Annotated in this window: 13 protein-coding genes; all 13 read right to left on the minus strand. The window is 46.2% G+C overall.

Features of this window, described 5'->3' with window-relative positions; genetic code table 11:
* Nucleotides 1-12: 12 nt before the first annotated feature.
* Genes FO440_RS02115 through FO440_RS24285 form a run of 13 tightly spaced genes read right to left on the minus strand, consistent with a single transcriptional unit; the run spans nt 13 to nt 21631 of the window.
* Nucleotides 13-1344 (minus strand): ATP-binding protein, encoded by a 1332-nt coding sequence (locus FO440_RS02115; RefSeq protein ID WP_186292547.1) that lies wholly within the window; start codon nt 1342-1344, stop codon nt 13-15.
* Nucleotides 1344-2264: an eCIS core domain-containing protein gene (locus FO440_RS02120; RefSeq protein ID WP_144246574.1), complete on the minus strand. Its 921-nt coding sequence runs from the start codon at nt 2262-2264 to the stop codon at nt 1344-1346. The genes FO440_RS02115 and FO440_RS02120 overlap by 1 nt, the downstream gene beginning before the upstream one ends.
* A 6-nt stretch (nt 2265-2270) precedes the next feature.
* Nucleotides 2271-3260, minus strand: a complete 990-nt coding sequence (locus FO440_RS02125; protein WP_144246575.1) for a tetratricopeptide repeat protein — start codon at nt 3258-3260, stop codon at nt 2271-2273.
* Nucleotides 3257-6787: an eCIS core domain-containing protein gene (locus tag FO440_RS02130; protein ID WP_186292548.1), complete on the minus strand. Its 3531-nt coding sequence runs from the start codon at nt 6785-6787 to the stop codon at nt 3257-3259. Before FO440_RS02130 ends, FO440_RS02125 begins: the two co-directional genes overlap by 4 nt.
* Complete coding sequence (locus FO440_RS02135) at nt 6784-8157, minus strand: contractile injection system tape measure protein (protein WP_144246577.1); 1374 nt, start codon at nt 8155-8157, stop codon at nt 6784-6786. Before FO440_RS02135 ends, FO440_RS02130 begins: the two co-directional genes overlap by 4 nt.
* 20 nt (nt 8158-8177) lie before the next feature.
* Nucleotides 8178-12212 (minus strand): hypothetical protein, encoded by a 4035-nt coding sequence (locus FO440_RS02140; RefSeq protein WP_144246578.1) that lies wholly within the window; start codon nt 12210-12212, stop codon nt 8178-8180.
* A 16-nt stretch (nt 12213-12228) separates the two neighbouring features.
* The gene (locus tag FO440_RS02145) at nt 12229-14955 is read right to left on the minus strand and encodes a hypothetical protein (protein WP_144246579.1); all 2727 of its coding nucleotides are present in this window, start codon (nt 14953-14955) and stop codon (nt 12229-12231) included.
* The gene (locus FO440_RS02150) at nt 14955-18305 is read right to left on the minus strand and encodes a baseplate J/gp47 family protein (protein ID WP_144246580.1); all 3351 of its coding nucleotides are present in this window, start codon (nt 18303-18305) and stop codon (nt 14955-14957) included. Before FO440_RS02150 ends, FO440_RS02145 begins: the two co-directional genes overlap by 1 nt.
* Nucleotides 18305-18727 (minus strand): GPW/gp25 family protein, encoded by a 423-nt coding sequence (locus tag FO440_RS02155; RefSeq protein WP_144246581.1) that lies wholly within the window; start codon nt 18725-18727, stop codon nt 18305-18307. The genes FO440_RS02150 and FO440_RS02155 overlap by 1 nt, the downstream gene beginning before the upstream one ends.
* 6 nt (nt 18728-18733) lie before the next feature.
* Nucleotides 18734-19024 (minus strand): PAAR domain-containing protein, encoded by a 291-nt coding sequence (locus FO440_RS02160; RefSeq protein WP_144246582.1) that lies wholly within the window; start codon nt 19022-19024, stop codon nt 18734-18736.
* Nucleotides 19025-20776: a type VI secretion system tip protein VgrG gene (gene vgrG / locus FO440_RS02165; protein WP_144246583.1), complete on the minus strand. Its 1752-nt coding sequence runs from the start codon at nt 20774-20776 to the stop codon at nt 19025-19027.
* 7 nt (nt 20777-20783) lie between these two features.
* A complete protein-coding gene (locus FO440_RS02170; RefSeq protein WP_144246584.1) occupies nt 20784-21455 on the minus strand; it encodes a CIS tube protein in 672 nt (223 codons plus the stop codon).
* Entirely contained in the window at nt 21455-21631 is a 177-nt protein-coding gene (locus tag FO440_RS24285) for a DUF5908 family protein (RefSeq protein WP_186292549.1), read from the minus strand. The genes FO440_RS02170 and FO440_RS24285 overlap by 1 nt, the downstream gene beginning before the upstream one ends.

Here is a 21631-nt window from a genome sequence, read left to right on the forward strand (position 1 = left end):
ATCATTAGCTGATTACCATACCCGGTTTTCTTTGTGATACTCGCGCTCGATACCTTCCAATACGATATCATGCGTAACATGTGACGCTTTTCGCGCCAGCATTTGCAGGCAGGCAAATTGCACTACGTTGAGTATCCCCGAACCACTAAGCTCATATTTACGGGCAATCTGTTCAAGGTTAAGGTCGCCGTTTATTTGGGCCTTGGGCGGGAAAGATTTTTTCCAGATGATGTGCCGCTCTTCGGCATTTGGTAATGGGAAATGCACCACCGACTGAAAGCGACGCATAAAAGCATCGTCAATATTGTTTTTAAAGTTTGTAGCCAGTATTACCAGCCCGTCATGCTGTTCAACCCGTTGTAGCAGGTATGATGCTTCCTGGTTGGCGTACTTGTCGTGTGCATCTTTTACATTGGTACGTTTACCAAAAAGCGCGTCGGCTTCATCAAAGAACAAGATCCAGTTTTTGTTCTCGGCTTTCTCAAATAAATGCGAAAGATTCTTCTCCGTATCCCCAATAAACTTAGACACGATCATAGAAAGATCTATCCTGAAAACCGGCTTGTTGGTGTACTTACCCAGCAACGACGCGGTGAGCGTTTTACCCGTACCAGGCGGGCCGTAAAACAGTGCGCGATAGCCGGGTTTAAGCTGGCGCTGCATCCCCCACTCGCCCATTAACTGGTGATGATGGTTCACCCAGCTTTCCAGCTCGGCTATCTGTTTTTTAGTCGAGCTGTTCAACACCAGGTCATCCCAATTAAAAGCAGTTTCTAAATATTGCGCCGGGAAATTCATGCTCAGCTTTGGTGTCGATTGTTTGCCGGTTGTTAACAGCTCAATGTATTCGGCCTCTAAAATAATACGGCCGCATAATGCCGGTTCGCCCTCGGGCACATCTTCAAGATGCAGGATATGGTTAGTGCCAAATATATGGTGATGATGAAAGAGCGCGGTAACTTCAAGGCTCTTTTGCAGATCATTGCCTGTAATAATAAAAGCGGCGGTTTGCCCGGTTGGTAAAAAACTGCGCCCGTTACGGCTGCGCACCCCGCCAACCTGCTGGTAATCGCCAGACTCCTGCATATAAGGCTGAATAACCTGGTCAAAAACATCGAGCTGTAAATGCGGTGCCAAAGCCAGCATCAATACGATGATCTCGCCACTGTTTAAGTTATGTTTTTCAATGAGCTGATCTATGGCGCTGCCGTTAACATCCAACCGCGGTAGTAGGGGCGGCAAATACGTACCCTGCTGGCCAAATACGGTTTGCAGGCGCGCCTCAAGGCACCCCGCCACATATTGTAAGTAGTTTTTTAGCTGTTTGATATTTGTAGCCATCATTATTTACGCGGACCATTTTGTTGTACCACATGTGTTAATTCGTGTGCCAGCAAGGTCATACCCGCTGTACTTTCAGGGTCAAACTTGGCGGCATTGAAGTAAATATCATTACCATGTGTAAACGCCTGCGCTTTCGACAGGTTACACATTTCAATTGCTTCCTGCCCGGTATGGATCCGCACCATTTCAAAATTGGCGTTCATCTGGTGTTCTAACTGCGTACGCACCTTGGCGGGCAGCGGGCTGCCACCGTCTTTGCTTTTGTTAAGCAACCTATCAAATTTATCCTCGTTGCTTTCATGCTTTCCCTCGGTCTTCTCGCCGGCCCCCTCGGGCTTATTTTCCTTTTTTTGAACAGCAGCAGCTTTATCATCCTTTTCATCAGCCTTCTCTTTTTTCTGCGGCTTACCTTCATCTTTTTCGTCCTTCGCTTCTTTCTTTTGTAGCTTGGCATCCTTCTTTTCTTCGTCGTCCCCTTTTTTCTGCGCTTTAGCGTCGTCCTTTTCGTCTTTCTGTTCCTTCTTCTGTGTGCTCTTGGCGTCTTTTTCTTCTTCGGCACCTTTGGGCGCTTCTTTTTTATCTTCTTCCTTTTTTTGTACCGGCTCGTCCTTTTCGTCCTTCTTCTCTTTCTTTTGCGCCTTGGCATCCTTTTCATCGTCGGCACCTTTTTTCTGCACACTCATCTGTCCCATACGCTGTGCCGATTTAACCGGCGCCTGTTGCGCCATAGTTACCTTTTGGGCAACTGAGTCGGCCTCGTTCTCCAAAGCAGTATCCTGGTTACCATCAATTTTTTTCGCCTGGAAAAAAGCATTGTCGCTCTGTTTGTTTTTTTCGCGGTTGCCGCCGAAAAAAGGTTTGTCAGATTTATCACCGGTGCGCTGTGTATGCAGCGGCTGGCGGGTATGGCTTGATTTCATTATCGGTTAATTTAAATTGTTCAGTAAACTCAATTGTTTTTTGGCCGGCGCGGCCCAATCGCCGGTTTTATCCTGCATCAGGTCTTCAAAAACTTGTCGGGCTTCGTCTTTTTTATTGAGCGATACCAGGGCGATCCCTCGATATAGCTTCGCTTTATTTTGACCGGGATCATTTTGCAGCACATGATCAAAATGAGCCAGTGCATCATCCCAACGGTTAAAGCTTAGGCAAAGCACGCCGGTATTAATGCGCACTTCGATGTTTTCAGGGTCAAACTTCAATATCGTTTCATATTCTGCCGCTCCGGCCTGCAGATCGCCACTTTGCAGCAATGCTACAGCAAGATGGTTCCTAACAGCGGTATCACCGGCGATCAACCCTAAATACTGCCTGAAATATTGAATAGCCAGCCCGTAATTTTTCAGCATAAAGTGAGCCAGCCCGGCAGTTTGCAACGCCTTTGTGTTTTGGTGATTTTGCGTTAATACGTACTGCGCCAATTCAAGCGCATCGACAAACTTATTACCCGACAAATAAACCTGTGCCAAACCCAATAATAATTCAGGTTTACCAGGGCCCATGTCTATGGCGCGTTGCCAGCAGCTTTCGGCACTCGTCATATCATTGGCCAGCATGTACAGTTTTGCCAGGCCCTCCCAGGCTTCAAACTGCTGCGGCCTTAGTTTCAGGCTTTGTTTGTACGCGTTGAGTGCTTCTTCGCCGTTGTTAAGTAGTACCAGCGTATTGGCCAGGTTAAGCCAGCCGGTCGCATTATTATCGTCCAACTCAATAACTTTATTAAAAATAGCCTGCGCTTCTTCGAAATTTTGCTGCTGATAAAAAAGCATCCCACGGTTGTTTAACAGCGTTACATTTTGCTCATTGATTGCCGATGCTTTGGTATAATACATTTCTGCAACATCAAAATTACCCTGCATTTGCTGTATAGCCCCCAGGTTGATCAGTTCTGTAAGTTGATTATCGCTACTCATCATATTATCGCATTACTTATTTGATTTGCTAAACCGCTCGCCATTTGCGGTATATCTATATGCGGATAAGTCACCTGGATATCGTCTGTCGAAATATCGAATGGTTCGCCGTCTTTATAATGTACCGGTAACGAAACACCAAGCTGAATATCCGGGCCGTAACTAAATGCCGCCAGGTTATGCCGCCATTCTTTTGAAAGGCTGGTAACACCCAGATCAAGTGATGCGCGTAACAAGGCATTAACATCAAAAGTAAATTGAGGATGCACCTCTATCTGGCCAAGAGCGTTAAACTCAAAGCCCGATGTTGGGGACCATGACAGATCAGCGCTGGCGCTTGCTTCGCCCTCTAAACCTAAACCACCACGTATCTCGATACCGCCTGTAACACTTGCAGCGGCTACGCTTAAACCTATCCCCAAATCGGCATGGAGGGTAATGCCTGCATGTGCCGGGATTACAAACTGCGCACCGCCCGAGATCCGGGTATCTTCAGGATGTGACGGGTTAAATTCTATCTGCCCGAAAACATTACGCAATTGGCCGGGGCCAACACTTGCTTCAAAATCTAAGCCGCCATTGATGGTAGCCACCAAACCAATACTGCGCGGTCCAAGCGGAATGGCAAATAACGGGATCTGGATAGTCGGCGCGGTAAATAGGTTTTTGTTAATCGCCTTCTGCGGAAATACATCAACCGATGACGGTAATTCAAGGCGGCCAACCACCTCAATTTCTCCGGCCGGGGTTACCCGCACAGTGGCCGTAGCCTGCAGCCAGTCGGTCACCCTTAAGGTTAACGAACCTGAACCGTAAGCAGTAAAATGATCACCTGCCGGGCCCGACGGAGTACCGTCTGCACCGATGGCTCGGTTAGTAGCACCTACCGTTACATTACCCGAAACTCTGTCGGCAGTATAAGCGGCGGTACCTTCAAGCGTAAGCGCACCGTCATCATAATTAATAGATAGCGAAGTATTGATGTGCGGGATCCTGGGCACTGCTGTACCGCTTGCAGTTACATGGTATATGCCATCGGCCCCTCGCGTTAACTGCGCTGTGCCATTACCGCTTTGGATGCCGGGTATATTTTCATCAAGTACAAAACTACCGCCTATCACCAGTTGGTTATTACCAAATGATACGTTAAGTTCAGCACTTCTTATACCTTTAATATCTGGTTCGGCTGTACCGGTTGCTGTAAGCACATCGTTTTCATAACTAAAGTGAAGGCTGGCGCTTTTTATTCCCCTTATCTTTCCGGCTCCTATGCGGGCATTTCCCTCAACTGTAAACTGATTATTGGCGTAGGCAACAGTTATGTTTGAATCAAAATAGCGCGGATCTAACTCAAAAGTTCCCCTAACGGCAAAACCTTGCCCTGTTGAGGCCGAAGCAGTTACGCTACCCCTGCCAACATTGCTTATTTCAAACTGCAGGTTACCTTCAGCACCCAAACCGGCTGCCGAATCAACAAATACCTGCAAACTGGTGTTTGTCACAGAAAACGGTGGTGGCAGCCTAATTTCGCTGCCATTAAATATTTTCCGCAAACGGACACTTGAGCCGTTGATAACAATATCTACATCAGCGCCTTCAAACAGTCTGATAGTGGGCAGCACTTTACCAACACCGCTGATGCCATTTTCATCAAACGAGGCTTGCTGCAACGTTATAGGGCTCATGCCCCTTAATCTAAGAATGCTTGCCACCTGCTGTTGAACGCTGGCCTCAGATACATATCCACCATAATTAACATTTCTGCTTTTAATTACCTGAAATGTTAATGATGCGGGATCAACCAGCGCGGGTCCTTCAGGATCACGAAAAGCTATACCAGTAATAGAGCCGCCGCCCTCACCACTAATATCATAGTTTACATTGGTTACATGAAAGTTTTGCCCGAACCGGAAGCTTACCTCCTTCGAAGTATCCCCATCATTCCATGGAATGCGCTGAAGGCTGCCCCCTGTACTTTTAGACATGATGGTAAGCTGCGTAACGGTGCCGCCCGTGCTTCGTCCACGCAAACCGGCAGCCTCTATCTGTGCGGCTGTTAAAAGGTTTAAACCATCAAGCGGTAAACCACTGGTTACCTCTGACGCCTGCCAAACGTTTTCGGGGTTACCGGTAAAAGGCAGGTTGTAAGTAAACTGGTTTATTTTTATTTCAAACCCCTGCTTTGCAGCTGGCAGATCGGACGGTAAATTGCTTTCATTAATATTGGCCCGTGCGGCGGTCTTGAGTGCCCCGAAAGCACGTACAAACTCACCATTAATGTTTCTGCCCGAGCTTTGATTCGCATCTGAATCAAAGAGCCAAAAATTTTCAAAAGCATTAAGGCCGCCTAATTGCAGTTCTCTTTTGTGATCGACATCATAACTTACCTCGCTGCCGCTTATATTCCACGAAGGCACCATGGCGGCATTCCTGATATCTGCGCGCGAGCCTATAGCATAATTATTGGCACGTTTTAGCTTCATATAATACAACGGCGTACCGCTTGTGCTTCTGATGGCAGGCGGGTTTTCCCGTTGAATTTTTGCATCAAGCCTGGAATTAAATTCGGCTTCGCTTCTAATTCCGGCTCTCCAAACCGACACCTGGTTATTGGGTCTGTCCTCGCCTGTTGCGTTGCGGGGTATAATTAGGCCGGGCTGATGGTACATACGTTTAAAGGCGGGCACTTTTAACGTTGCCAGTTCAATTTTTCTGGCATCGATATCAATAGATCCAATCGCGGGGTCTGAAAAAACTCTATCAGACGCGGCCGGTGCAGTGGCGGGCGCAGCGCCTGTTGTGGCAGCTTCGTCACGTTGTATGGAAGGCATTTCCTTACGTTTTATAGCACCAGCCTGCTGCACTGTATGGGTCAGTTCATGCGCCAGCAAATGCCGGCCCGACTGGCTTTGGGTATCATATTTACCCTCCCCAAAATAAATATCGTTGCCATGCGTGAAAGCCTGCGCCTGTAGTTGATTGCTCAGATCGGCAGCTTCATTGCCATGATGTACCCGTACCGCGCTAAGGTCAGTGCCCATGGCGCCTTCCATCTCTTCGCGGGTATTGGCAGGTAGCGGTTCTCCACCGCCTTTACTGCTTTCTATGCGGTGTTGGGTTTGCGGCGAAACATCAGGCGCGGCAGATTGACTGCTGCGCTTTAAATTATCGCCTTCGTTAGGGTCGGCATCGCTTTCAAAAATGGGTTTGCGTTGTACTTCTTTTTCGCCTTTATTTAGCTCTTTCTCTTTTTTATCTTCTTTCTCGTCGCTTTTTTTCTGAACTGCGACAGGCTGCACAGGTTTTGGCTGGCTTATTTGCTGCACTACCTTGTCGGCAACGTGGTCAGCCTGTTTTTCAAAATGGTCTCCGGGCTCATTCACGGTCATTTTAGCGCGAACCTGTGCCGCTTCAAAAAAGGGTTGCTGCACCTCATTGGCAGAAAAAAAGCCATTCTTAGCAACGTCCTTCTGCGATGCAGATTGCGCGTGTTGGGTATTTGCCGGTGCCGCCTTTTTTCCTGTCGTCATTGCCATTCCACATAAAAAGGTTCACGCATCCAAGGCAGTTTTACCACACCTATGCCCCAGGGCAAGGTGGCAAGCAGCACATCCATATCTTTCTTTTCAATGATCAACCTTACGGGGTTTTCACTTTCTATCAGTTTACCATTGCGGCATAAAAAGCCCTCGCGCAAGCCGCCCGGCGAAGTATTTTTCAGCGCCCTCCAATGCCTGATAACCGCAAGCAGCATATTATCAGCTTCATCGCGCATTAGTTGCGGAATGTCAACCTCCCGTTCGATCACCGCGTTTGCCGGCCAGCAGCAAAAAAACTTCTCGAAATACAGGTCGTATTCAAAAGCGTTTATCTGTCCTGTAGCAAGGTAATGCAGTAAATGCACACCGAGCTGCCTTGCATGGATATCAACAAAATCATCGTTCTGGATCAGCCCAAAATCTTTAAAGAAATATTCAAGGAAAGGGTGCAAAATCACCAGCCCGGCCTGGCTCACAAATATGCCGTCGGCCTCGGCCTGCTGTTCATCTGGTGTTTTATCATCGCTGATATTGGTTTTGCTGGTTTCTGTTGATAATAACGCGTCAACTATCTTCAGGTCGTCAATTATCGTGTTTTGTGGTTGATAAGGGATATAGGTTAACTGCTTTTGTAAATGAGGCAATGCCAGTATTTGCCGGTCTGCAGAGCGCAGGAATATCAGTAGGACAATCTTTTCAAAAAATGCGAACGTTTCGGCAGTTGTAATAGCCTCATCGGCAACATATAATTTCACCTGCTGATCAATAACCCGGTCGATATCCGCGATAGCTAAATCCAGTAAGAGGATAACAAGTTGTTTCACAACAGACCTGCGAAATTGCGCAAACAACCTGCCCAAAACCACAGGCTTGCTGATCAGTTTTAGCAATTCGTTTTTTGCGGCCAGATCTGCTTTTAGTATCCCGTAAATTTCATCAAGCCATGCATCTTCATTTTGCAGTACAGATAAAGCATACCAGGGCAAGCGCCCGTTTTCAAGGAAATAAACAAATGTCTTAAAAGCTTTGTGCGGTTCGGTTAGCCGGGTAAAAGCAGCCTCATCCGCATTATCTCCAGGCTTCTCCAAATCAATTGCAACCGACTGAAAAGCTTCAATCAATTTCTCTTCCAGTCCGATAGGCACATCATCTTTTAAAATAATTCTACCAAGATCAAGGTCCATCTTATCGATTAACAGGTGACTATCTGTGTCGATACTATCCAGGATCTCTTCAATCCGTTTTAATAATACTTGTTCAAAATAACTTTTTACTGCATTTTCGGCACTTTTTGCCATACCACGTCCTGATACCTCAATGTTCAGTACCACACGATGGATGATATGGGTGCCTTTTGCCATAAGCTATCTGTCTGTTATGATCATTCTTTATTAAGGTTAAGATCTGTTGAGCCCGTAGTTGGGATATGCGTAATTATTGGCCTGGTTGGCAAACCCGGCAACGCAACTGTAGTCCTCACCATCGCTTTACAGGCGGTGTCTTTTTTGTTTGTGGCGGTTAATATCACTTCGATATTACGCCCATGCGGATAATCAGTCATATTAAAACCAATTGTCGGGCTTGCGTCGGTCGATTTATTTTCAGTACCAAATGCCCAGGTATAGCTAAAGCTGTCAACATCAGGTGTAGTATTGTTAAAATGCATGGCTACAACCCGGCCTGCCGCCGCGCCTATGATAACTTCTTTATTTCCCGCTTTTGGAAGTTTGCTAACATCAACCTGTTCAGGCTTAAACGATGGTTTTGGATGTTCATGTATCACGATAGAACAATTGGCTACCGCGTCGCCATTCACCGTAAAGTCGCTTATAGTTGTTTCATAAGGACCTTTAGATGGGTCAAACACCCATTGTGTGCCTACCAGCTTAACAGCAGCACCCGCTGTTTTGGATGCAACTATGCCGCCATCAGGTTTAACTGTGGTGAAATTGATCGTACCCGCGTCCGAACAAACTTCGGTCTGCGCCAGCACCAATATCGGCTGTTGTTTCGGCAGATCTATTTTTACCGAACAGGTTTGTGTGTTACTACAATTTTGATTAGTCGCGGTTAAAGTAAATTGCAAGTTTCCTTCGACATTCATCTTCCGTATATCATCGTAAGAATACAGGTGTTCCAGTTTTGGTGTGGTCTGGCTTGGAGCCACGGTTCCGTCGGCCAACTTCCAGCTGTAAGTAAATACATCGCCGGTAATTTGATTGGTGGTTGCATCCAGGGCTATTACTATAGCTATATCCGTATTTTTACCCGCTTTTGCTGTCGGTGTAATAACAGGGTGCTTAATAATGCTGATGATACAATCTGTCGTCTGGTCGTTTAAGGCAAACTGGATAGCTTTACCAAATGAGCCGTCAGTAACCTGCGACGGATCAAAGTAGCTGCTGCCATCTTTTACCACAACAGTTTTTTCAAACCCTGACGGTGCTTTTACCACCCCGTCTGACGGACTTGCTTTGAACAACATTAGCGGCTCGTCTGAGCATGCTACTGCTTTAGGCAGGCTTAATGCAACCTTAGGTTGCGGCATTATAAACGCTACCGGCGGACAGTCTGAACAGCACAGATATGGCAAACAAAAATCGGCAAATACAACGCTGGTTGGCACAGCGGTAGCTGCAGCCTGGGCAGCGCTTGCCGCACGCTGTTTAGCCACGGCTTCAATTTCCTGCAATATGGTGTTCTGTTTTGTAGGTGTGTATTTGCGTCCGGAGACCTGCTGATAACGTGCTATAGCATCTTTGGCATCGTCTACCGTTATGTTATCGCCAATGTATTTAACCGCGTCCTCATCTTTTTCAAAGCCGGCAACAAAGTCCTGGCTGTTCTCTAATGCTTTAAGCCGCGCTTCTTTGGCTTTGGCAATTTCATCCTTTGTCTGATTTGTAGTAGTTGGGTTAGCAACTACATTTGTAGTGGCATATACCATTACAAATGTACCGCCTGCGGGTACGCCTGCCTTATGTTCTAACCCCGGGTGATTAGCCGCATAGGCAGAGAAGGTTAACTGTTTCAACAGATCCTGCTTACGTTGTAATATTTGCTTTAGTATCACTTCAAGCGCTTCGCCGGCACAGCAATTTTCTGACATTTGCCATAGGGTCAATTCATAATCCTGCTCGTATCCTTTTTTCACGTAACCGCTTTTATTAAATACAGCTCGGCTATTTTTCAACGCGGTTTTTACTTGTGCGCATAGGTCGGCAAGCTTGGCTGTGAAATTATCTAAGGTGTCCTGGTCAATATCAACCAGCCTGTCAGGCAGCCATTGGCTGATATTGCGCGTACCGGCGATAATCCTAACCGGGATATCAATAGCAATGGTTTTCTCGGCGTTGCCCAATTTTGACGTATCGATAACCCGCGCCGCGGCATCGGCATAATCGGCTATAGTTAAGGCACCGGTATCCTTGCTGATGTTGCTGAAGTAATAGCCAATTGTGTCTTTTTCGGTGATAATGTTGCCATCAATAACATCAGTACCCGACAATATTTTATAATTACTATCTGATGCTTTGTAGATTCCCGCATCTGTAGCGCCAAGCTGTGTATAAGCAGGTGTCGGCGCAGCTTTTGCCCTCGTTACTTCGGTTTCTGCCGATTGGGTACCCGCCGCCTTTTCAGCAGCTGATGCGCCGGCAGTTGAACCTGTTTCGGTCATCGTTATTGCTTTTGCTACTCTAAGATCCATCTTGCGGTAAGCTACATCGCTTAGCGCCAGATATTGATAACCGGTAGTGGTATTAAAGTTTGAAAAGAACTGGCTAACCTCTGCATACAGACAGTTTTGTTCAGCTTTAAAAGCGTTCAGTATCGCTTCAAGATCGTTAAACTGGCAGGCATAATCATCAAGATCTATATCATCAAGGGTAAGCGCGCCCTGGCGAATGGCTACCACATCAAACGGTAAATTAAAGTTTTGTTTAATAGTGATCACTTCCTGTAAGGCGTCGGTATATTTTTTACCGATATGCCCCTCTATCCTGAAAAAATCATTGGCATCAATTGAATAATTAAGCGGATTGATCACCATGTCATTACTGGCAGCATATACCGACGAATTATACCCTAATACCTGTTTTTGTGTACCCTGCAACCAACGGCCATAACTCCATTTTTCAGCCAAAGAGGCAGGGTCGTTATAATAAAATGGCATTGCCCTTGCGCCAAGCGGTTGGTTGTTATTTACAGATGGGGTGATCTTTACCGTAGTGCTATTAGCCGATATGCCAAAGTTTTTTATCAGCAGCAAGAACCGCTCGGCCAGGCTTTCGGCATTATGCAGTTTTTCTTTATTCTGTGTAACGGCAGGCGACTGGTAAAAGCGATGGCGATAAGGCGCAGGCCTGGCCGAGTTACCATTTACATAACCCAGCATAAGATGCTTAGGGAAAGAGTAAATATCAGGGCAGCAGATGTAAACAATGTCCGCCAGTAAAGCGCGCAGCTCGTTATACGTTGTTACCAGGTCTTTATAAAAATCATAAAAATACTGCGCCTGGTAGGTTGACGGTGTTTTTGTTAGCGCCGCGTTCAAACTGCTTAATATACCGGCTATGTTATATTTTGAAGTGGGGTCTATCACAAACTTAAACGTATCATAAAGTTTGTTTATGGCGTTTACAAGGCTACTTGCACCGGCATTAACCGCGCTTACATAAGCGCTGGCCAACCCTGTTGGTGATGCGGTAGCCGCCGAATTTAAAAACACACGGCGCGCGCCAAGGGTTACCAGGTTATAGTAATTCTGATAAGCGGTGTAATAATTTTTAAAAATATCATCAGCTATAACTTCGGTATTGGTGCGGTTGATGATCTGCTCCATATTGGCTTGGCTTACCAGTAATACCTTTGGCACGGCCACCTGCTTCTTTCCCTGGTTGTCGCAATCAATCGCGGTACAGGCATCGGGTTCTTTTTGATAATATTCCAGGTAAAGTAAACCGATCATACTTGTAATATCGCTGCTTGCTTTGTCTTTAAAACCGGTAAGTGCTATGCTGTCAACCGGTAATTGATTGGTCGTCGCATCCGGCAGTACCAACTCCCATAATGCCATCTGGGCCTGGTCTGTCCCTAAGGGATAGAACGGCGGATATTTTATGAGCGAGTTATCATACGGCCTGAAATTGGCATAAGTAGTTTGAGGCATATACAGCAGGTCGCCATCGGTTGTTACGCCGCAACCTTTGCTTACCGTAATGCCCGTTGTATCACTGGTAATATTTAAACCGCATACCAAACCAACCCCTATCAGCGTGGTACGGGTTAATCGCTGCTGATCTTCAAAAAACTCAACAATATCGTTCAATTGCTTAGCGGTAAGCACCTGGCTGTCAACAAACGAATTATATTCTAACGTAATGTCGTTAAGCTTTATGTTGTTTACTGTTGGCATGGCTGTATGATTAAGGTTAAATATTGTTAATGGTTCCGCCCTGTAATGTGCCAAGGCTGCTTTGGTTCAGTATGATCGGGTTTACATCCGGTGTATCGTCGTCACAATCGGCTAACTGGCCTGCCTGGTAAACGGTGTACAGGCTTTCAAGCAGGTTTATAAAATTTGTATTAATGGTTACATCCATTGGTGTATTGTTGTACAGCGACGTTTGTTTCGCCGTGCGCCATTGGGCGTACAATTTTTCAAAATCAACCATCTGATCATGGCCAATAAAACAAATACGTGGCAAAATATGGGCGGGCGTTTCCATCCTGATCAGCCGCTCGGCATAGGCGCGGAAAGCAATATCACGCAACCTTACGCTATAGCCCGGCAGTACCACACAAATGCGGAAAGAATACGGATCAAGCGGTTTACAATACGTGCCGTTAGGGTCAATACATACCGGCATAAACTGGTGATGGGTGGCATCATCGCCGGTATAGTCAAATGGGGGCCGCAGCAATATGTTTTCAACCACATATATTCCCTCCATTTTAAAATCATTGCGCATAAAATCAATGATGCCGCTTAGTGTAGCCTCGGCCGTATCGGCATCAATTTCCATATCATTAAATGTATGGTGGTTGCCTTTCGAGTCGACAATATCATAGATCACCTTGCCCGCTGTAGGCCCGGGTTTCAGCACATAATTTTCCCTATCCCCTGCCAGGATCGACACCAAACCCAGGTCTTCATAAGCATCAATCTCTTTCAGGTAGTTGGCTAATCCTTTAAATATCACTACCGCGCTTTGCGATATATTCCAGTTATAATAAGTGGCATCCGCTTTAAACAGCAGATAATCTTCGGTGCTTAAACTTTGCAGCTTATAGTTTGTAAAACCCAGCAGGCTTGAAATGCGCTTTTCCATGCCGGATACATTTACCGCTTCCTGACCGACGGTTTTAACATTATATATGTCGCGACCGCTACCACGGCAAGTGCTCATCTGGTCGTAATTCTTCAGGAAATTAACCTTGTTACGGATAATGTTGCGCTGGTAATCATCACCATAAATGCGGTACATTAAAAAAACGTACTCGTTAAACTGCTCGGCAAAACGGGCCAGCAGGTGGTCAAGGAATTTATTTTTCCTTACGGGATAATTATCCAGGCTGGTAGCCTTTATTACATCATCAACGGTTTGCAGCCATTGGTCTGAATCGTCAAGCAATTTATCAGCATCGCGAATGCTATTAACAACATTGCTGAAATAGGTTTTACGAACATTATCATCGGCAGTTAATAAAATGCGTGCGTTTGATAGCTGCGCAAAATAATTGGCCAGCACCTGGTCGAAAAACAGCAGGTAAGCTTTAAGCTGTAAGGCCAGCGATCTTTGTTCGGTAGTAGCGGTGTCAGGCAAGCCAACCGGCGAGATCCCATAGTTTTCAGGGAACTGGTTTTGTAGCGTTTCGTAATGTGCTATATCGCGGTAATCGCCTTCGGGGATGGTCAGATCCACAATGATTTTTGATTCTACGTTATCCTGCCAGGCTTGGCGCAATTGGTTAAGATCTGCCTGGGCCTCTAATTTTTTAAGTTCGACCGGGATCACGTCCTTATAAAAAGAAAACGACGAATTATTCTCGCACAATACCGGTTTGCTGCCCGGCTGCACGCAAAGCAGCCATTTATTGTCGTTATATATTTTGTTGGCGACAACGGACGATGGTTCATTACAGCCGCAAAAACCAAAAGCAATGCGTTTAACCAACTTTACCCCGTCAATTTCCATAATGATGCGGTAAATGTCTGACAGGCGAACCTCAGTGCGCAGTTGTGAGGCGGCAAGTTCAGAAGATATAATAAAGCCCTGTTTGGTAAAAGTTGCTTCAAGGCCTTTTTCGGTAGCGGCATTAATGGTCGCGAAATCGAATACCGGCCCTTCAAAGATCTCGTCGGGCTGCATGCCTTTATCCAACAATTCTTTCAGCGAGTAAAAATTAATATCGGGCGTAAGATATTGCTCTATATTAAACATGATCTGTGCCCAAACCTGTTCGGGGTCAGCAGTTGCCTGCAATTCAATATCGGCGCAGATCACTATTTCCTGTTGATCAACAGCCTTGATCTGGTCAAGGTCCTCACACAGGCTCCGGTAATAATAATAAACTGATTTGATCTCTTTGATGATCGCATCCTGTTTGGCCTTGATCTTTGTGGCATCTCCGCCAAGCTCGGGGAACTCTTCAAAATCTATCAGGATATTATTGATGCCTTTCAGGTCAAACTCTATTTCCTCATTAGCTACCGGGGTTTCGCCGGAAGTGGCATAATGTAATAGCGGTTTGCCATCAGGCTGTTTATAATTGGCAATGATGCTATGTGCCGATTTGCTGATCCACGCATTCCTGACACCATCAATCCGTACAAACAGCTGGCGGTAATCGTCGGGTGTTACCGGGTAACCGGGCAATATTTTAATGGCCGACAAAAACTGTTCGTGCATATTGTCGGTATTATTCTTCTCTACAGCCAGTATGTTTTCTACAGGGAGTGCTACACGATAGTTAAGATCTGTAAGCGCATAACACAACATCTCCAGCGTGGTTATCCCCGGGTCATGAACGTTATAATCGGTCCATATAGCGCTGGCCAGCTCAAGAATATGCTGCATACCTTCTTCCCTTAGTTTGCTAAACTCGGGCTGAAGCGCATCTTCAATTTCTTTCGATATGGTTAAAGTATCACTCATCAGCAAACGGGTATATTTTTTGTATCAATAAGATGTTGCTTTGCCGATACCAGGATTGCTTTCGAGTTTTCGGGCGCTAAGATATCCGGATCAGCTACACCGGTTTCGGTGAAATACATTTTAAAATCAGCTATATAATCCACATAGGATAGCTCTTCGATAAAGCGGATCACTACACTTTTATATAAGGTACCGCCAAAGTCAATATCCGCGTTTCGGTTAAATGCCCACGGCGACAGGTAATTGATCAGGTCGGTATTAAGTTGTATGGCATAAAGATTTTCATCATACCCGGCATAAAACTTCACCTTAAAGTCAAGCTTGATCTCTTCATAATCGGGATTGATCGTGTTCAGATCGACGTGCATGCTATTAAGACCGGCCAGGTAATTTGTTATCTCACTTAATAGATTCTTGCTTACCCGGGGCTGAAAGGGATCAAAACTATTCTGGTTGCGAATATCCGGAATCACCACAACCCTAACACTGCCGGGCGCTACTTCACAATCATCATTGGTATGGTTAAGGCACTTAACCCGGTACACTTGCGGGAACTGCCCCATTACCAAATGCTCATAGTCCCAAATGTCAATAGCCCGGTGTTTATGCCTCAGGCGCTCGCTTACACGAAGCGTAAATGCCTGATCATTTTCGGGCAGGCTGCCGCCGAACGAAGCATAAGGCTGGGTAACAGATTTTATTTGCGGCAAGCGGTTCACCAGTTTACTGATAGTGGCCGGCGGTAACCCGTTTTGCAGGTGCGATAGTTCATTACCATTATCGGCAAACTGCGCCTGGGCGGCCTGGATATGTACATTTATAAATTTACAAACCGAATCGACACTAAAACCGGCGGGCAGTTCAACCGCCAGCCAGGTAAGTCCCTGGTTTAAAAATGTGTTGCTTGTTGTAGCCGCATCAGGGATCAGGAACTTAATGATACCCGACCTTAACAGGTTGTTGGTATCATTACTGATGATGTTGTTTTTACTAAAGGGCAGCCATTCGTTCCCCGAAAGGAAATACCATACCGGGAATAAAGTATCGGTAAAGGATGGTGCCATAGCATCTTCACTTCCCTCGGCCACCTGGAAAAGAATACTCGCGATAGAACCTGTAGGGATATTGGCGATACCGATGTAGAACCCGGCAATATCCGGCGCCTTTGGCAATAACGTAATTGTGGTATCGATCAATCCTGAATATTGATTCTTCAAAAAAACGTGCTGTTCAGACTGCCCAAAAGGTGTTTCATGGAAAAACTGCACATCGCGGCTGATATAATCGTTCAGTAGATTTGAACTGGTAGCGCCGGTAAGCGTACTTACATCATTTGTTTCTGATGCTTTGTAGTCTACGGTCAGGGCTGCAATTTCGGGGGTGTAGGGCGCTTTAGGTATCAGGAAACTTTTTCCTTTACTCATTGCTACGGCAAAGATCTGCGGGAAAAGGTCATGCAAAAAATCCTGCTTTAAACTAACCCTGATATAGTTGTCCTTAACCCCGGCAGAAAAATTTGCTGTTTGGGTTTGGACGTTTGAAGTTATGCCCGAAAAGCCGGAGAAACCCAAAAACGGCGTGGACACCTGCATCGGCGTTACGTACTGCTGCACCACCGCCTTTTGCGCCTGTGTACTGTAACTGTATTTAGCCGAAGAAAAATAAACGTATTGGTTAACAAAATACGAATACCCTGATACAGCCTGGCTTACACCATCCGGCTTTAGCGTAAATGGTGTGGTGAATATTTTTATCTCGCTATCGGCAGCACTGGTTGGGTACCACGCGCCGTCACGCAAATAAGTAGCGGCGGCGGTAAAACTATCTGAACCGGTAATGATCAATCCGCCATCAGTACTATCATTAAGATCAGGTGGATTGTCCGTTTCAGTTATATCCGCTTTCACCGTCGCAAGGTGATAGGCTACCTGGCTAAAGGTTGGCAATAAATAATCTTTACGGTAGCAGCTATAGTGTTTTTTAAGATCATCTGGTAAGCTTTTCCATTGGATATTGGGGATGATCTCGCTCCAGTTTTTTTGGAAGATCTCAGCGCTGCCAATGTATAAGTTCGACCCTACCTTAGGCTGCGGACCAAACGCCAGGAATGGTTTTGAAGGATCGAGCTTGCCGTTATCATTTTCGACAGCAAGGTTTTTCATCCCCTTAACATCCACATCGATCTGCACTTTGGTAACCACCACTTTTGACAGCGCCTGGTAAATAGCAAATGATTTATCATCCTGCACGTTCATCAGCAAGCGCACAACCGGGCTGTCTGTCTGGTAATTTTCTTTATGGATAGTTTGGTTATAGGGCACTACCGCACCGGCCTTGACGGGTAAACTTACTGTAACAATAAGCTGGTATATCCCGCCCGACGAGGTAATTTGAATTGGCGTTGTCGCGGCAAAATCTGCCTGCAGCCAATCCTTATCTGATGTTAAAAAGACCTTAAACGCGGTGGCAAGATCATCAGGCACCAAAGCACCCGGCGAAGCATTGAAACTTAAGGTAAGCGTTATGGTGCGGGTCCCCTCGCTTAACAGTAACACTTTTGATGCAAACGCGAAACCGATAGCCGCCGTCGGCCAAACTACTTTGCCGTTGGTATCTTTATTACCAAACGGATTCCATTTAGGTATTGGATCTTTGAAGGCTGTACCTAATCCATCCGCAGAGAAAGTAACATCGGCATAATAAATTTTCTTATCAGCCGCCGACTGGTAAAAGCTCTTCATAGCCGCTATGGTGGCACTGTTAACCGCAAGTTCGCTGTTGGTTTGGTAAACAAGCGGCAATGGCTTGGTACTATTGTCTTTTCCTGCATCCAGTGTTGTGCCGCCGGATAAGCCAAAAAGCTGCAGGTTACGGGCAAGCTCAAATATTACGTGAACTTTATCGGGCACTTCGGGCCGGTTGCGCAATTTCAACACTTGCTTGTAATAAAAATCAAGGTGTCGCCCTGTAAACAGGTTCAACGCGTCTTTTGAGTGTTGCAACAACAGGATAAAACACATGAATAAAGCCAGGTGCGGCTCTATATCCGATTGGATGGATGAGTCCGGGAAATCAATTTGCGCATTTTTTATTTTTAATTGCGCCTGGGCCAGGAATGTTGTTATGGCATCTTTGTCCTCAATAAAAAACTGGGCCCAGTCGCCTTGCGGATGCTCGCTGTCCGTCAGTCCGAAATAATTAATGTCTTTAGCATAAGCCGCGGCAAACGTTAGCCACTCCTCCATCCCCAATTCATCAATCGGGGCATTGGCAGGATCAAGCGCGTTTAAAAAACGCTGCGACTGGCTTGAGCCATCACGTTGAAGCGGATTTTTTTCGTTGCAGGCCATTATTTAGCGGTCAATATGCTTGAAGCTTCGTTTTTATAAAAAGGGAACACATAATTATAGCGCGAATTAGTCGTCCGCACCGTATAATCCAGTTTGATCAGCAGTAAGCCTTCACTGTCCCTGCTGCTGTCAATATCCGTATTGTTTAATGTTATCCTTGGTTCAAAATAAAGTATAGCTGTTTCAATCAGGTCTTTCAGGTACGTTTTAAGGGTAAGGTTAACCGCCTCAAAAACTATGTTCTGCATATCGCAGCCATAAGTTGGCTGCATGATACGTTCGCCCAGTTTTGTGGTAAACAGTATGGTAAGGCTGCTTTCAATATCGGCTTCATCAACCAGCATTTCAACCTTGCCTGCTGCCTTATCAAAATGTGGCGGAAAACTCCAGCCACGTCCAATAAAAGGTATTTTCTGATCCATCTTTAATTAGCCTCCTATAATTACTGTAGGGCAACCTAATATAATTACGCCGCCATGCGCGGTACTGTCGCCCATACGGGCCGCAGGTTTGCCGCCTATCAACACTGTAGACGATCCCATAATGATCGAATCTGGCGGGCCGGTACAGGTACACATATCGCCGACACATACCGCCGGCATACCGCCTATAAGTACTGTTGGCACACCCGGGCCTATCACCGGTCCGCCCACGTGTGGCACTACCCCGGTTACCATCGGGCATGTATGCATATCGCCTATTCTTGCTGCTGCCGCCATTTAATTTAATTGTACTACTGACCCTTTTACAGATGTTGACCCTGTTGATTTGACCTCTGCACTTGCCGACCCTTCGGCCGAAAATGCCGTATTTGCTTTTAAACTCAGGTTCATCCCCTCCGCGCTAAAATCTTGTTGTGATTTCAGAGTTAGTTTACCCTGGGTTTCAATGGTTATACCATCGCTATCCATTTTAATGGAATTGTTATTTTCGTCCTGCATTTGTATCACACCGGCGTCCTCATCCATCGTTATTTTTTTACCTGCCGGAGTTTCTATAGTCAATGATTTTTTATCATCGTCAAAGATCATTTTCATGTTGCTGCGGGTCACAAAACCCTTTTGATTGTTGGCGTCGGCAGCAGTTAACGGAGCTACTTTGGCACTGCTGTTCAGCATACCCAATACCACGGGCTTGCGCGGGTCGCTGTTTAAAAAGCCTACTATTACCTCATCCCCAACTTCGGGCAGAAAAAAACTGCCGCGGTTATCGCCTGCATCAAGTGTGGCTACCCTCGCCCAAACGCCCTGGTCATCGGCACTGATAATTGGTTGCCGTACCAGTATCCGGCACTCGCCATCAGGGTCATTTTCCAACTGCGTTACTACGCCTATTTGTAAGCCCGGCACTGCCTGTATCAAGGCTGATGCGGGTTTTATACTCGTTTCAAATTTTTCGGTGAACCAGTTCGGATCGAGGCCAAACTGTACATCCAATTGCCAGTCGCCTGCGGCTATATAATGATGGATGCTGCTTACAAAGGCATTGCCGTTAAAGCGGTCGCTTAAATTATTCAGCTTAATGATCATCCCCGGTTTTACCGTATGGATTCCCTTAAACTTTACCCTGCCTCTTACTTTCGACAATACCTGTTTTAGTTTAAGCGCTGTAGCCCATGATTCCAACTCGGGCTGTGGCAATTTACCGCCATGGTTAAGGTGCAGATCATTAACAGAAAACACACCTGCCAGGTCATCAGAACTCAGGTTGCCGTTTAGCTCGCCCGAAGGAGAATTGGCATCGGCTGTCTCAATTTCTTGTGATGACGGGTTCCAGGTTCGGCCGGTAATTGCCGGGAATTGTAAGCGGGTATCAATTTCGGCATCCAGCTCTAAAATGGTAGCACCGAACGAAAGCTCTACAATGGCTTGCTGACCGATATCAGGCGCTTTAATTGAAAGCGTACCATCATCAGTATATACCAGCATGCCGTTAACCTCTGCCCTGCCGGTTATAAAATCCCAGTCGGTAGCTTCATATTGCACCAGGTCGTCGGTTGTTACGGGCATATCAGCGATATCGGTTTGCAAACCGCTGTAGGCAGATGCTATGGTCGATATCGCGTCACTGTCTTTAATGCCTGCACCAAAGTATTTACTGTGGCGCGCCAATGTCATGGCTATTGCGTTGTCGCGGCACTCCAAAACCAGTTGCGAACCGCTGCCACGCAATTTTATACTGTGTTTTATAATTACCCCTTTAAACAAAGTGTAATTGTCAGATTCATACCCACACAATACCTCTACATTTTTCCCGGGGATGAATAGGGCGCCATTACTGGCATTGAAACTTTGCTCGGCAGCGCTGCCGTCTATGATAACCAATTTGGCCGTTGCTATCCTGTTTACTCCTTTATCAATAATAATAGCCTCTACCTGCAAAGTACGCGGTATTTCTGTGCCCTCTATTTTAACAATAGGGGTTACAACGGTACTGGGCCTGGTGGTGGATATGGTACGGCTATCGGGCATTTTTATATTAACTTGCTAATGGCGGAAATTTAATTTTTGTACCTGTTTGCAGGTACCTGAAATCATTCAGGTTGTTGGCCTGGGCTACTTCTATATAATATTTCGAGTCGCCGTAAATTTTATAACAGAGCAACGGTAAGGTATCTCCTTCCATAACAACCCTCACTTTGGTCAGGTCCGGCGATTGCGCGTTTTCCTGGGCTACCCGTTTTTTGTCTTCAATTGAACCGATGAACGTTGCTTTAACAACCGCCCTTAACGGTGCGCCCTGGGCGTTAAACAGCTTATAGCTGATGTCCATTGTTTCCAGCGCGCCGTCAAATTTGAGGGTGCCCCAGTAGAGGCTCACAAACCTTGGGCGGTGCTTGTCCCCCTGGTACTCAATGATCAGTTTTTGCAGGTTGTCAATGTCTTCGTCCACGCCCATCTCGCCGGCGGTCGCTCCGTTAACAACCCCTGTGCGGTCAAACATCAGCTCAAAATCCATTTTCTGCGGCTCTATTTTTGAGAACTTGGGCAACTTGCCCGATGTTCCCTGTGCCTGGTTATCAGAATATTTGATCTCGATCTTCTGGCTGTACGTTTCCGGGTTGATCTGAACGAACATAGAGCCCTCTTCCGTCCGGCTTTCCGGATCGGACCAGGCTACGATCTTCATTTTTGATACATTGTCGGCCATCAGCGTTCGCTTTTATTCTTTAATATCTCCATGATCTGGTCTACGCATTCAGCGATGATCTGGTCTTTATCAGCACCGCCCCCCTGCGCACCACCACCGCCGGCAGGCGAATCTTGTTCGGCCGGGCTTTGGTTTACGCTTACGCGGATATTCAATTCCCTGATCTCAATTGGCAT

The organism is Mucilaginibacter corticis (genome assembly GCF_007558865.1).
GTDB lineage: Bacteria > Bacteroidota > Bacteroidia > Sphingobacteriales > Sphingobacteriaceae > Mucilaginibacter > Mucilaginibacter corticis.

Coding starts and splice junctions, on each gene's coding strand:
- FO440_RS02120 (WP_144246574.1), bottom strand. CDS start 2,264: ATGAAATCAAGCCATACCCGCCAGCCGCTGCATACACAGCGCACCGGT.
- FO440_RS02135 (WP_144246577.1), bottom strand. CDS start 8,157: ATGGCAAAAGGCACCCATATCATCCATCGTGTGGTACTGAACATTGAG.
- FO440_RS02160 (WP_144246582.1), bottom strand. CDS start 19,024: ATGGCGGCAGCAGCAAGAATAGGCGATATGCATACATGCCCGATGGTA.
- FO440_RS02130 (WP_186292548.1), bottom strand. CDS start 6,787: ATGACGACAGGAAAAAAGGCGGCACCGGCAAATACCCAACACGCGCAA.
- FO440_RS02150 (WP_144246580.1), bottom strand. CDS start 18,305: ATGGCCTGCAACGAAAAAAATCCGCTTCAACGTGATGGCTCAAGCCAG.
- FO440_RS02125 (WP_144246575.1), bottom strand. CDS start 3,260: ATGATGAGTAGCGATAATCAACTTACAGAACTGATCAACCTGGGGGCT.
- FO440_RS02155 (WP_144246581.1), bottom strand. CDS start 18,727: ATGGATCAGAAAATACCTTTTATTGGACGTGGCTGGAGTTTTCCGCCA.
- FO440_RS24285 (WP_186292549.1), bottom strand. CDS start 21,631: ATGCCAATTGAGATCAGGGAATTGAATATCCGCGTAAGCGTAAACCAA.
- FO440_RS02145 (WP_144246579.1), bottom strand. CDS start 14,955: ATGAGTGATACTTTAACCATATCGAAAGAAATTGAAGATGCGCTTCAG.
- FO440_RS02140 (WP_144246578.1), bottom strand. CDS start 12,212: ATGCCAACAGTAAACAACATAAAGCTTAACGACATTACGTTAGAATAT.
- vgrG (WP_144246583.1), bottom strand. CDS start 20,776: ATGCCCGATAGCCGTACCATATCCACCACCAGGCCCAGTACCGTTGTA.
- FO440_RS02115 (WP_186292547.1), bottom strand. CDS start 1,344: ATGATGGCTACAAATATCAAACAGCTAAAAAACTACTTACAATATGTG.
- FO440_RS02170 (WP_144246584.1), bottom strand. CDS start 21,455: ATGGCCGACAATGTATCAAAAATGAAGATCGTAGCCTGGTCCGATCCG.